Origin of the sequence: Chryseobacterium sp. MEBOG07 (assembly GCF_021869745.1) — a bacterium.
In the GTDB taxonomy this organism is placed as follows: domain Bacteria; phylum Bacteroidota; class Bacteroidia; order Flavobacteriales; family Weeksellaceae; genus Chryseobacterium; species Chryseobacterium viscerum.
The window spans coordinates 3,172,236-3,184,908 of sequence record NZ_CP084579.1; the positions used below are offsets into that span (position 1 = coordinate 3,172,236).

General features: G+C 36.6%; 12 protein-coding genes. 7 read left to right on the forward strand and 5 right to left on the reverse strand.

Annotated elements, in window-relative coordinates; all coding sequences use genetic code 11:
• Nucleotides 1-65 precede the first annotated feature (65 nt).
• Nucleotides 66-485: a helix-turn-helix domain-containing protein gene (locus LF886_RS14660; RefSeq protein WP_236850223.1), complete on the forward strand. Its 420-nt coding sequence runs from the start codon at nucleotides 66-68 to the stop codon at nucleotides 483-485.
• Nucleotides 486-643: 158 nt separating this feature from the next.
• Here LF886_RS14660 and LF886_RS14665 read toward each other — a convergent pair whose 3' ends face one another.
• Complete coding sequence (locus LF886_RS14665; protein ID WP_236850224.1) at nucleotides 644-2,473, reverse strand: cytochrome-c peroxidase; 1,830 nt, start codon at nucleotides 2,471-2,473, stop codon at nucleotides 644-646.
• A 231-nt stretch (nucleotides 2,474-2,704) separates the two neighbouring features.
• Between LF886_RS14665 and LF886_RS14670 the strand changes: the two genes are divergently transcribed.
• The 3 genes from LF886_RS14670 to LF886_RS14680 all read left to right on the forward strand — a co-directional run bounded on the left by LF886_RS14670 (nucleotide 2,705) and on the right by LF886_RS14680 (nucleotide 4,647).
• Nucleotides 2,705-3,190, forward strand: a complete 486-nt coding sequence (locus LF886_RS14670; protein WP_236850225.1) for a hypothetical protein — start codon at nucleotides 2,705-2,707, stop codon at nucleotides 3,188-3,190.
• 22 nt (nucleotides 3,191-3,212) lie between these two features.
• On the forward strand, nucleotides 3,213-4,067 hold the full coding sequence (locus LF886_RS14675) for a nucleoside phosphorylase (RefSeq protein WP_103235454.1): 855 nt from the start codon (nucleotides 3,213-3,215) through the stop codon (nucleotides 4,065-4,067).
• Between the two features lie 313 nt (nucleotides 4,068-4,380).
• Nucleotides 4,381-4,647 (forward strand): hypothetical protein, encoded by a 267-nt coding sequence (locus LF886_RS14680; RefSeq protein ID WP_236850226.1) that lies wholly within the window; start codon nucleotides 4,381-4,383, stop codon nucleotides 4,645-4,647.
• Between the two features lie 75 nt (nucleotides 4,648-4,722).
• On the opposite strand, the gene LF886_RS14685 is transcribed toward LF886_RS14680, so the two are convergent.
• Both LF886_RS14685 and LF886_RS14690 read right to left on the reverse strand, forming a co-directional pair.
• On the reverse strand, nucleotides 4,723-6,000 hold the full coding sequence (locus tag LF886_RS14685; protein ID WP_236850227.1) for a hypothetical protein: 1,278 nt from the start codon (nucleotides 5,998-6,000) through the stop codon (nucleotides 4,723-4,725).
• 255 nt (nucleotides 6,001-6,255) lie between these two features.
• Nucleotides 6,256-6,813 (reverse strand): DNA-3-methyladenine glycosylase I, encoded by a 558-nt coding sequence (locus tag LF886_RS14690; RefSeq protein WP_236850228.1) that lies wholly within the window; start codon nucleotides 6,811-6,813, stop codon nucleotides 6,256-6,258.
• A 138-nt stretch (nucleotides 6,814-6,951) separates the two neighbouring features.
• Between LF886_RS14690 and LF886_RS14695 the strand changes: the two genes are divergently transcribed.
• From LF886_RS14695 to LF886_RS14705, 3 genes are all read left to right on the forward strand, one after another.
• On the forward strand, nucleotides 6,952-7,251 hold the full coding sequence (locus LF886_RS14695; protein ID WP_236850229.1) for a hypothetical protein: 300 nt from the start codon (nucleotides 6,952-6,954) through the stop codon (nucleotides 7,249-7,251).
• 119 nt (nucleotides 7,252-7,370) lie between these two features.
• The gene (locus LF886_RS14700; RefSeq protein WP_103233893.1) at nucleotides 7,371-8,180 is read left to right on the forward strand and encodes an enoyl-ACP reductase; all 810 of its coding nucleotides are present in this window, start codon (nucleotides 7,371-7,373) and stop codon (nucleotides 8,178-8,180) included.
• 229 nt (nucleotides 8,181-8,409) lie between these two features.
• Nucleotides 8,410-10,284, forward strand: coding sequence for a DUF3472 domain-containing protein (locus LF886_RS14705; protein WP_236850230.1), 1,875 nt, complete (start codon nucleotides 8,410-8,412; stop codon nucleotides 10,282-10,284).
• Nucleotides 10,285-10,362: 78 nt separating this feature from the next.
• Here LF886_RS14705 and LF886_RS14710 read toward each other — a convergent pair whose 3' ends face one another.
• Both LF886_RS14710 and LF886_RS14715 read right to left on the reverse strand, forming a co-directional pair.
• Nucleotides 10,363-11,802: a glycoside hydrolase family 30 protein gene (locus tag LF886_RS14710; protein ID WP_236850231.1), complete on the reverse strand. Its 1,440-nt coding sequence runs from the start codon at nucleotides 11,800-11,802 to the stop codon at nucleotides 10,363-10,365.
• A gap of 41 nt (nucleotides 11,803-11,843) precedes the next feature.
• Complete coding sequence (locus LF886_RS14715) at nucleotides 11,844-12,653, reverse strand: family 16 glycosylhydrolase (protein WP_236850232.1); 810 nt, start codon at nucleotides 12,651-12,653, stop codon at nucleotides 11,844-11,846.
• Nucleotides 12,654-12,673: the final 20 nt, after the last annotated feature.

The following is a 12,673-nucleotide window of genomic DNA, read 5'->3' on the forward strand; positions in this document are numbered from 1 at the left end:
TTAGAAGATAATTTATTTTAAAAACTAGCTTTATTCTTATCTGTTAAAACTTTATATTTGTTATTATGATTGACACAGTTATGCAAAATAAAAAAATACATCAGGGCAAAAATATTAAACGTTTCCGTGAAATGCTGGGCATCAAGCAGGAAGCCTTGGCTTTTGAATTAGGTAACGACTGGAATCAGAAGAAAGTCTCTCTTTTGGAACAAAAAGAAATTGTGGAGTCTGATATTCTGGCACAGGTAGCTCAGATTCTTAAAGTTCCGGCAGAAGCAATTGAGAATTTTGATGAAGAATCAGCAATTAATATCATTGCAAATACATTTAATAATCATGATCATTCTTCACCTCAATTTGCTACAATTATTAATAATTCACCAAACTTCCATCCTCTCGACAAAATGGTTGAACTTTACGAGCGTATGCTTAAACAACAGCAGGAAATGATTGATAAGCTGGAAAAGCTGATTCAAAACAAATAAACAGACAGATTGATCCGATCTGTAAAGCTTTAGGCTAAATTTTGAAACCTTCATAGATCACATTTACACCAGTTTCAGAATTTAGCCTATTTTTATTAAAACTATATTGTCCCTACCAGATCTCTAGTCCGCAAAACAAACACTCAAACCCTCCCACCTCATTTCGCTTTACTAACATCCGTAAGAGCATTCAGAAAGGCGATGATCTGTTTAATTTCCGTGTCGGTAAGGTTTAATTTATCTGGTGCAAGGGTTTGGTTTTTCATTTTCAATCCTAATCCTTCTCCCCCTCCTTCATTATAAAAATCCAGAACTTCCTCCAATGTGTTGAAAGCTCCATTATGAAAATAGGGTTTGGTAAGGGCAATATTTCTCACAGTTACCGTTTTGAAAGAATAATCATAAATCCATGATTTCTCCTTTTTCACAGGGCTGTTTCCTCTTCCTAAATCCTGATCAAGTTCTACAGGAATCTGCTTGATTGGTCTGGTCGTTATTCCCAGTACTTCAGATTCATTTTCATTAAAAAATGGGGGAACCAATCCTGAAAAGTGAGGCGCAAAGTGACAGGTTGCACAATTGGCTTTTCCCATAAACAGATTGAATCCTTTTTTCACATCATCAGACACCTCTTTTTCATTCCTCATAAAGCGGTCAAAGTCGCTGTCAAAAGAATACAATGAAGCCACATATGAACTTAATGCTTTGGAAAAATTCTCTTTGCTGATCTTTCCGTCTTTGAAAGCGGTACGGAATGCTTTTTTATATTCAGGTTTTGTTTTTAGCTTCTGAATAATGCTTTCATAACTTGTGTTGAATTCCTGATCATTATAAATAACGTGTTCTGCCTGCTGCTCAAGATAAAAAGCACGAAGGTCATAGAAAAACCTCTTGGCAAAAACAGCATTATATAAAGAAGGTGAATTTCTCAAAACTGTTTTTCCTTCTACATTGCTTTGTGATTTTGCTTTAAGATCTGTAAAGGCGTTTTCCTGAAGATGACAAGTCGCACAGCTCATTTTTCCGTTACCACTCAAATTCTGGTCATAGAAAATAGATTTCCCAAGGTTTCGGAGGTCAGGGTTATCTTCTGAAGATTTCAATAAGGTATAAAAATATGGATCTAAAAAATCACTGCTGAAAAAGTTTTTATTTCCAACATTCCAGCCGGAAAATTCTTTCAGATCATCAGGTCTTCCGTCCCATTTTCCTAATTCTTCATACAATGGCTGTATGTATTTTTTATAGAATTCAATTCTGTCAAAAGTTTCAAAATCGGTATTTTTTGAAAGATAACTGATCGCTTCTGTTAAAGTCTGATTGGCTTTTTCAGTAGTATAATTTTTAAAATAAGGATCATCATTAATATATTTCTGCATCCCTGAAAGCGCATGGCTTGTCTCCTCAGAAATGTTCAAAGATCCGGGAGTATCAAAACCGGACACTCCAAGTGAGTATATTCTGATCAGTTCTATCCTTAAGGGTAATGTTCTGTTGTTTCCCTTACTCAAACCGTTTTTTAAAGCACTTAAATAAAACCCGGAATAGCTGTTGTATAAAAAGGCTGTAATGGTTTTAATCTTTTCTTTCTCATTTTCTGCTTCCTCTGAAAATATAAGTTCATTCAGCACCTGCAATCCTTCGGGAGGAAGTGTATATGCAGATGTTCCCGCAGCTTCGATATGAAACAAAGGGGCCGCATTAAGGTGGGTTTTGGAAAATTCAGGATAATGGTAGGCGATATAGAATTCTATTTCCTTGAATGAATTTCTTGTACTGCTCAGAGATTTCTGTAATTCTTCAAGGGAAATGCGGTCTTCGGAGAACTTATCAACATCTGATTTCAGCTGTTCCAGCTTGGTTTTAAAGTCAGTTAATCCTTTATTAACAAATGTATTTTCACTTTCTACTCCTTTATAAACAGGATTAAAAGACATTACTGCAAATCCTATCAGAAGGATAATTACAAGCAGTGGGTAAGATCTCATTAATTTTTAGCGGCAAAAGTATTAATCTGATGTTATCTCAGTTTTAATAGCAGATTAAATAATGTTTATATTTCTGATACAATATTTTTTACTAATTTTAAACCCCGAAATCAAATTCATTATTCTAAAGGAAACGGTTTTTCAAAATACCGGTAAAAATAATGGCGGGAGATTATTGGGAGAGGATTTTTTACATTAAATTCAACACATCAAAAAAACTAAGATAGTATTATGAAAACAAAACTATGGTTTGCTGTTATGGCAAGTTTCCTTTCTATGACTGCATTTTCCCAGAAAAAAAAGCAACCGGAAAAACAATCCGGAAAGCAGCAGGAAATGGCTGTATATGCAGAGAAAAGAGGTTCTGATTATTATTTGGTCCGCCTTGAGAAGGATAAAGAGATTCCTAATGTCTATGTATATTCCAATGGGGTAACCAAACCTTATAAAACTTATACTGACCTTAACAATATCCTTATGGATTTTCCTGGAATGATGACATCCAACAATTCCACAAAAGAAGAATTGGTTTCGATTCTTAAAAAAGATGATCATTTCTACGAAATCACTTCACAACGAAAAGATCCTAAAAATATTGAAAAAACTGTTGTTACTGTATACGAGGTAATGAACGGTCAGAAAAGGATTGTAGAAGAATATAATGACATCTACGAGGTTATGGCATCTCCTTACAAAGACGCTATTATGATTAATTAAAAAAACAAAAAATATACATATTATGCTAAACAAACTTGCTGCCTCAGAACTTGTTCTGAATGAAGACGGAAGTGTATACCACCTGAATCTTCTCCCTGAAGATATTGCTGACAAAATCATCCTTGTGGGTGACCCGGACAGAGTGGCAAAAGTTTCAAAATACTTTGATACTGTAGAGATCAAAAAAAATAAAAGAGAATTCTATACGCATACAGGAACGCTTCGTGGAGAAAGAATTACCGTAATGTCAACCGGTATCGGAACTGAAAACATCGATATCGTTATGAATGAACTTGATGCTTTGGTGAATATCGATCTTAAAAACAAAGAGTTTAAAACTGAGCACAAAGCCCTTGAACTTTTCCGTATGGGAACTTGTGGAAGTGTAAACCCGGATGTACAGGTTGATAATATGCTGGTTACTCAGAATGTAGTAGGATTGGACGGATTGATGCATTTCTATCAGGATTATAACTTCGAAAATGAGTTTTCTAAAAGCTTCATGGAGAAATTTCCTTACGAAAAAATAAAGCCGATGCTTTACTTCTCAGACTGGGCAGAAGAAATGGGTGACTATTACAAAGATGCCAAATACCACGGAAATACAGCAACATTCCCGGGGTTCTATGCTCCACAGGGAAGACAGCTTCGTCTAAAAGCAGTGGATGACAAGTTTTTAGAAACATTGAATGATCTTGGAGTTACCAATTTTGAGATGGAAACATCTGCGATCTACGCTCTTTCAAAATTATTAGGCCACAAAGCAATCACGGTAAACAACGTTATTGCCAATAGAAGACGCGGTGAGTTCTCAGCAGACCACCATGCTTCTGAGAAAAACCTTATTGACTGGGTATTGGAAAGAATTATTAAGTAATCACTTTTGTTTACATTCAAATAAAAAAACTCCGGAAGCTATTTCCGGAGTTTTTTTATAGGTTTTGGCTAAAGCCAATGGTTTATTATTGTATTGACAAACGGGCTAAAGCCCGTCCCTATTGAATTTTATTTTGTTGAAAATATTGATCCTTTTACTTCAAACTTTTATTCATCAGGTATATTTTTCTGTGCATTAATGACCTGGAAGATTAAAACCACTTTATAAAGCCACACTCTATTTTTGTTTCGGATTGTATTTCACGCTATGATTATTTTATTATTTTAGCTCAATCAAAAACTAACCATTGAACATGAAAAACACTAAGCAGTCGGAAACGAATAAGCTTTCAGAGCTCTCCATTGAGGAACTTACAAAAGAAGAAAAAAAACGTTCCGCAGCCCATATTTCTTTTTGCATTATTCTGGGATTGCTGTTAGCAGCCTGTATCTATGTCACCATAAAGAAGGGTTTTAATGGAATTAGCCCGCTTCCTTTAGCTTTTTTCCCTTTATATCTTATTATAAGAAAAAGCTGGCAAGATGCCCGTAAGGAACTTCAGTCCCGTAAGCTTAATTAAAATTGATAACAATAAAAAAAGACTTCCATTCGGAAGCCCTTAACACCATATCAATTATAATAAAAAACTTATTATTTAAAACTCATTGATCATCACATAAAAATGTCCGTAATACAAACCACTGGCATTTCCTGAGATATTAGTAAGATTAATGGTAATACTGGAAGTGGAAGTCATCCTTGGATTCGAGATAGAAAATGAAGCGTTTCCTGGAAAGTCTCCCGCTGGAGAAACCACGACAACAGCTCTTGTAGAACCAGGCTGATATCCTGCCGGAACCGGAATATCAATTGTTGTTGATTTTCCTGGCGGCAAATTATTGATGGATATTCCCGGCCATGCTTCAAAACTGATCTGGTTTTTCTGCACACTTCCTTTTTCCCCCAATTTGAACTGTCCGTTTACGTCCAGTTTCGCAGAAATATTCGGAGCACCTGTCCCAATCCCTACATTTGCATTATTGTCTCCCAGAACAATGGCATTGGCCTGTGAAGTAGTTGCCCCATATCCTACTGCTGTTGAATATTGTCCCAATGCATTAGCGCCAGAGCCTAAAGCCGTTGAGTTTTGACTATTTGTTACTGCATTATATCCTAAAGCCGTTTCGCTATTTGTATTCGTTTTCGCGTTATATCCTAATGCGATAGACTGAAATCCATCTGCAGAAGAGTTATTTCCAACGGCAACAGATTCGTTACTGCTGGTTTGGGCATGAAATCCAATTGCGGTAGATCTGAAACCTCCTGCAGTCGATTTATTTCCCACCGCCAAAGCTTCATTCCCGGAAACTGTTGTTGCACTCCCAATAGATATTCCCATAAATGCAGCGCTAGCACTTCCAATGGCAATACCATTCTGCCCTGCAGTAGATCCTATTCCCAGGCTTACAGAATTATCAACGCCTAATCTTCCGGCCGTTAATGCATTCACTTTGAAGATAAGATCATCATATGTTTTTGTTCCTAATGCCAGTGTGGTATTTGCTCCTCCGTAATTACCAACATTAGTTCCTGTAAGGTTCCAGCTTGTGCCGTTATCTATTTTAGTGGGATCGCCCCCATTCGTTAAAATTTTGTTCCACTTTGATTCAAACCAATAATAAAATCCAACGTCTTTTAAAGCTGCATTTCCATTGTTCCATACGATGAGCCCGTCTGCCGGTGAAGGCACTGTTGTGTTGTCTGTTGTACTTGCCAAAGCAATACTTGGAAGGAGTACCCCTTTATTGCTGGCATTAATATGCAGCATGGCTGAAGGCGCCGGATTAGGAGTCCCTATCCCAACCTGGGCATATATAAAATAATTAAAGAATAATAAAAGAAGAGTGTATTGTAGTTTATAGTTTTTATGCATTATCTGCTTTTTTTGAGGATGCAAATATACAAATTTTCAACAATACACCTATTTTATTGATAAAATCATAATTAAAAACACATTATAGTGATTAAAATAAACCTTAATCACTATACAATGAAAAATATTTAAATATCAAGTAGTTATCAAATGTTGTATTCATAAGCATTTACAGATATCTCTAATTTTCTGCTTAGTTTTTAGAATTGTATTATTATTAATAAACATCACTAAAAAATGAATAAAGTATAAGTATTATTTTCTCGTAAAACAGCTTTTTATATGATCATTCACCATTCCGGTCGCTTGCATATGGGCATAAATTACCGTTGAACCGACAAACTTGAACCCTCTTTTTTTGAGATCTTTGGAAATAAGGTCCGAAATTTCTGTAGTGGCAGAAACATCGGCTAGAGTTTCGGGTCTTTTATCAATTGGTTTTCCGCCTATGAAGTCCCAGATATAGCTGGAAAAACTTCCAAATTCTTTCTGAACTTCCATAAATTTCTGTGCATTGGTAACTGTAGCCATAATTTTAAGTCTGTTCCTGATGATTCCGGAATCATTCATCAGATCTGCTATCTTTTTATCAGGATAGCATGCTATTTTTTTATAATCAAAATGGTCAAAAGCTTTTCTGAAATTTTCTCTTTTGGCCAAAATAGTATACCAGCTCAGTCCGGCCTGAAAACTTTCAAGAATCAGAAATTCAAATATTGTTTCGTCGTCATAGATGGGTCTTCCCCACTCTTCATCATGGTATTTTCTGTAGAGATCATCTTTTTCGCACCATCCACAGCGTATTTTTTCCATAATAACCTATTTTGTTATCTAAAGGTAGGTTTGATTTGGAAAATTATAACATAAGATTATGAAAAATTTAACAGAGACATCTAATTTTAGGAATGGTTATTGTTTAATTACTGATACCAAACTAAAAATTACAGTATTATGAACAATTCAGAGTATAACAAAGCGGAAGATGCAGTAAACAATGTAGAAAATTCTATACAGAATGCAGCAGACAAAACGAAGTGGAAAATCAATGAATTGGCAGATAAGGCCAAAGATTTTATTAATGAAAAAAAGAGTAATGATCAGGAGGCCAATCAGGAAGACTGGTTAGATAAGGTAAAAGCTAATGTATCCGATGCATGGGAAGATATTAAGGATAAAGCAGATGAAGCATGGGAAAAAACCAAAGATGCGGCAGAAGATGTAAAGGCAGAATGGAATAAGAAAACAAATTAGTATTTCAGTCATATAAATATTTTCAATAAAATGGAGTCTTAAATTGATAAGGCTCCATTTTTATTATGTCATAACCACAATTATTGCTACATTTGTATTATAATAAACATTAAAAAATTATGTCATACGGTTTACTTAAAGGCAAGAAGGGAATTATTTTTGGAGCCCTTAATGAACAATCTATCGCATGGAAAGTTGCTGAGAGATGCCATGAGGAGGGTGCTGAATTTATCTTATCTAATGCTCCAATTGCTTTGAGAATGGGAGAGCTTAATGATTTAGCAGAAAAAACAGGTTCTGAAGTAATAGGTGCTGATGCGACTTCTATAGAAGATCTTGAAAAACTTTTTGATGCCGCTGTTGCCAAATTTGGAAAAATCGACTTTATCCTTCATTCTATTGGTATGTCTATCAATGTAAGAAAAGGAAAACATTATACAGAAATGAACTACGATTGGTTGGAAAAAGGTTGGGATATTTCAGCTGTTTCTTTCCATAAAGTAATGCGTGTAGCATGGGAAAAAGACTGTATGAACGAATGGGGAAGTATTTTGGCACTTAGTTATATTGCTGCTCAAAGAACATTCCCGGATTACAATGATATGTCTGATAACAAAGCGTATCTTGAAAGTATTGCAAGAACTTTCGGAAACTATTGGGGTGAAAGAAAAGTACGTGTAAATACTGTTTCTCAGTCTCCTACAATGACTACAGCAGGTAGCGGTGTGAAAGGCTTCGGAGGATTCCTTGGATATGCAGAAGATATGTCTCCACTAGGAAACGCTACGGCTCTTGAATGTGCAGACTACTGTGTAACGCTATTCTCTGATCTTACTAAAAAAGTAACCATGCAGAATCTTTTCCATGATGGTGGATTCAGCAGTTCAGGGGTTACTCAGAAAGTAATCAGCAAATATGATGTAGAATAATCATCAGAAAGATTATTTTTTCAATACAATAAAGGAGCAATCCTATTCAATACAAGCAATGCATTCATGATGCATTGCTTTTTTTATGATAACCATTACAATAAAAAAATATACTTCATCAATTCATCCAGATTCAATCATTTACCCCAAACTATCAAAAATATTCATTCAAAATATTTATTAAATATTCAAAATATCCATAAATTAGTATTACCAAACCACTTATTTTATGGAAAAAAAAATTAAATCTTGTGCTGCAATATTGCTTATTGCTGCATCCTCGTTTTTCAATGCCTCCAATGCTCAGACCTGCCCAAGCTGGGGTCCTTATCTTGAAGGCTTTGATATGGCTAATTCCGGTGAACTCTGGTATTCTGAAGTAATGGCAGACAACACTTGCAAAAAGGTTAATACCTATTACTCTACTCTGAATTTTTCTTTGGGTCCGCGAGGCGGATATGCAGGAATTCAGTACAAACAGAACGAAATCTACAATAACATTTTTTCAATGTGGGATTTGCAGGATACCAACGTACCGCAATGTACTACAGAATATACGGCTCCCAATACTTTTGTAGATGGTTTCGGAGGAGAAGGAACAGGTCTTCACACGGATAATCCAATGCCATGGACTCCCGGAATATGGTATGCCACTGTCGTGAGAAGATGGTCTACCGGTGACGGAAAAACCAGAATCGGATTTTTTATGTTTGATTATGGTACAGGAAAATGGAAACATTATGTCACCATTGTCACCCCTGAAAACGATGCGAAATTCACTGGAACCAAGTTGGGAGGTTTTGTAGAAAACTGGAACTCAGCTGCCAGCAAAGCTACCCGCTGCGGATATTTCAGAAACTTCTGGAGTATGAATGCACAAGGGAATTGGTCGAAACCTTCACGATATACTGCTTCGGCCGGAACAGGATCCTGGGGAGCAGAAACAGCCTTCAATAATACAGCAATCAAGGTGACTTCGTGTGGTACAGCTCCGGCACCTGCAGGTGGTTCGGTAACATTCAACGGAATCACTCAGGATGGTACAAAACCTGCAACAACAACCCCTGTTACTGTGACTACCGTTACTCCATCTTATAATACTTCTAATAATACAGTAAATGTAAATTGGGTTAATTCAGAAACCACAAGTCCGCAGTTTTCCTATAAGGTTTCATTATATACAGAAGCCAGCTGGGCAAATTCTTATACTCCTGTAGCCGTGGTTACGGGTATTCGCCCAGATCAGAGAAGTGCCCAGGTACCGCTTCCTACAAATTCCCAACCGGGGAAATATTATGTGAGTGTTGTCTTGGAAGATATTTTTAAACAAAATTCCAATTTTGGATATAATAATTTAACGATCAATACTATTGTAACCGCACCTACTATTGATCCGAATGCCTACTACCGAATAAAATGTGTGGGAAGCAGCCAATACATAAGCCCTGCTAATTACAGTGCTGCAGCCAATACCAAAATGGTTCAATATCCTTTTAACAGCAACCTTGCTCAACAATGGAAACTGGAAAAAACGGGAAATAATTATATCATTATCAATCGTGCTTCAGGCTTGGCGATTGATGTTCCAGCATCCAATATAAGCAACGGTACTACCTTAGTACAATACCCAAAACATGGTGGTAATAATCAACAATGGGTATTAAGACCTTACCTATCAAACACCCTTGTCATAGGAACCGCATTATCTACTATGAAAGCAATGGATAATCCTGCCAATTCACAAACTTCAGGCACCAATATCAACATCTGGGATCAGGATATGAATGGTCTGGCAGGAGTGAATCACCAATGGGTTCTTGAGCAGGTAACAACTGCAACCTCAACTATTTCTGCGAAACAGGAGATTACTTCTACCGCTTATCCTAATCCTGTAAAACAAGGTGAAAACATAACCATCAGTCTTCCTGAAAACGGAAGTACTTATGAGTTGACTCTAGTGAATGCAGAAGGATTAACAATAAAATCCCAACAGGCGAAAGCAGGTAAAACGATCATTTCTACTTCAGGTATGAGAACCGGAATCTATTTCTATAATGCTCAAAACAGCAATGGAACGATTTCCGGTAAGTTTTCGGTACAATAACTTATACAGATATATGATAAGCGAATCGGCGGCCTCTTCGAGGCCGCCGATTCTGTCAAAAATAATATTAATATGATATTATAAAATTACGGTCTGTATAGAGTGTGCCGGAGCATTCAGCTTGGCAGCCTTTCCTTCAATCCATAGATTGGTATCGATATCATTGTCGGAATCGTTCATAATAACAGTTACCAACTGTCCGTTTTCGTTCATAAAGGCAGAAGATGTCAGTGCAGCTCTGTTGGAAGAACTTCCTATTCTCTGAGCATTCGGCTTGATATATTTTGAAACATGACCTATATAATAGTATTCATAGGTATAGAATACCTCTCCTGTTTTGGTATCCGCAATAATGGGAGCAAAGCAGAAATTGCCTTTATGATTAGGTCCTCCGGTTTCATCCAAAAGAATATTCCAATCGGTCCATAAGGCGTTTCCTTTATTGAAATCATTCAGCATATTTTTGCTGTATAGTTCTCCCAGGCTTACATCATAGATTTTATCCATACTGAACTGTTCTTTACACCCTTCGGTGAAGGCCAGGAATTTATCCGGAAAAGCTCTGTGGGTTTCTGCTAAATTATCAAAAAGCTGGGTTTTATTATTCCATGTTTCATACCAGTGATACCCAATTCCATGAGCGTATTTTGATGTTTCAGGATCACTTAATGTAGTGGTTGCTCTCTGATAGATCAGGTCTCTGTTGTGATCCCAGATCATGACTTTTTTATCTTTATATCCGTTTTTCCAAAGGGTTGGTCCGAGGTTCTTTTTAAGAAATTCACCTTCTTCTTCAGCGGTGTAGATGCATGATTCCCAGCTTTGGGTAGCCATTGGTTCGTTCTGAACGGTCAGTCCCCAGATATTAATTCCTCTTTTTTCGTATTCTTTGATGAATTTGATATAATAATCTGCCCAGGTCTGATAGTATTCGTTTTCTAATCTTCCTCCTTTGTATAAGCTTTTGTTTGATTTCATCCAGGCCGGTGGGCTCCAGGGAGAGAAATAGAATGTGAAATTATTTCCTATGGCTTTCTGAGCTTCTTTAATCATAGGAATCTTATACTTCTCATCATGAGCAACGTTGAAACTCTTCAGCGAAGTATCATTATCCTCTACATACGTATAAGAATCACTGGAGAAGTCACAGGAATTCATATTGGTGCGGACAACGGTATATCCCAATCCATTTTTTCCAAAATAAGCATCCAGAATTTCTTTCTGCTTATTCTTCGGCATTTTATAAAAAGTTTCGGCTGATGCATCTGTAATAGCACCACCAATTCCTATCAGTTTCTGATATTTAAAATTGGGAGCCACAAAAATACAGGCGTCCGTTTCTTTGGGCTGTCCAAACTGCTCAAACTTAACGGCACCTTTATCCACCATCTTCTCATTTACTTTGGAGTTGGTAAGGATTACTTTAGCTGTTTTCCCTTCATTCTTTTTCCAATAATTCTGAGCATTGACATTGATGACAACGCCTACTACAAAACAACTTACAATTAGTTTTCTCATGATTTTTTTCTGTTTCCGGACCCATCTGGTCCTCATTTTCATTATTTATTTTGATAGACTCTTACGTAGTCTATGTAATACTTCTGTGGAAAAATAGTATCATCGATACCTTCTTTTCCGCCCCACATTCCGCCTACGGCGAGATTTAAAATGATAAAATAAGGCTGGTCAAAAGGCCATGCTTCATAGTTCTTTTCCTTATTCTCGTAGGTGAAAAATTTCTGATCGTCAATATAAACGTCTATTTTTTCCGGTGTCCAGTCTGCTTTATAGACATGAAACTGTTCGCTCGCATCCTTTATAATCAGCGTATCCGTTTTCTGCGTTCCCTGAATATGATTGTATTTTTTAGTATGAACAGAAGCATGTATATATCCCTGATTGAAACCCACGTGCTCCATAATATCCAGTTCACCATCATCCGGCCATTTCTTCATATTTTCGCTCATCATCCAGATTGCCGGCCATGTTCCACGACCTTTGGGAAGCTTTGCTCTAACTTCTATTGTACCATATTGAAAAGAGAATTTTCCTTTGGTTAAAAGTCTTGCAGAAGTATATGTATTGTTTTCCCAATTTTCTTTTCTGGCTTCAATGACCAAATTTCCTTTTTCCATCCTCGCATTCTCAAGCCTTTTTTTTGTATAAAACTGAGCTTCTTCATTACCATAGCCTCCTCCACCTACATCGTAATTCCATCTTAATGAATCGGGAAGCCCTTTACCGTTGAACTCATCATTCCATATCAGGGTTCTGCCAGAATCTGGTTTGTTTGAGGCACAGTTGAGAACAGAAAGGAAGAAAGTTCCTGCTGCACATATTTTGATAATACTTTTAGCTTTGAAATTCATGTGTATTAAGTTTTGGCTAA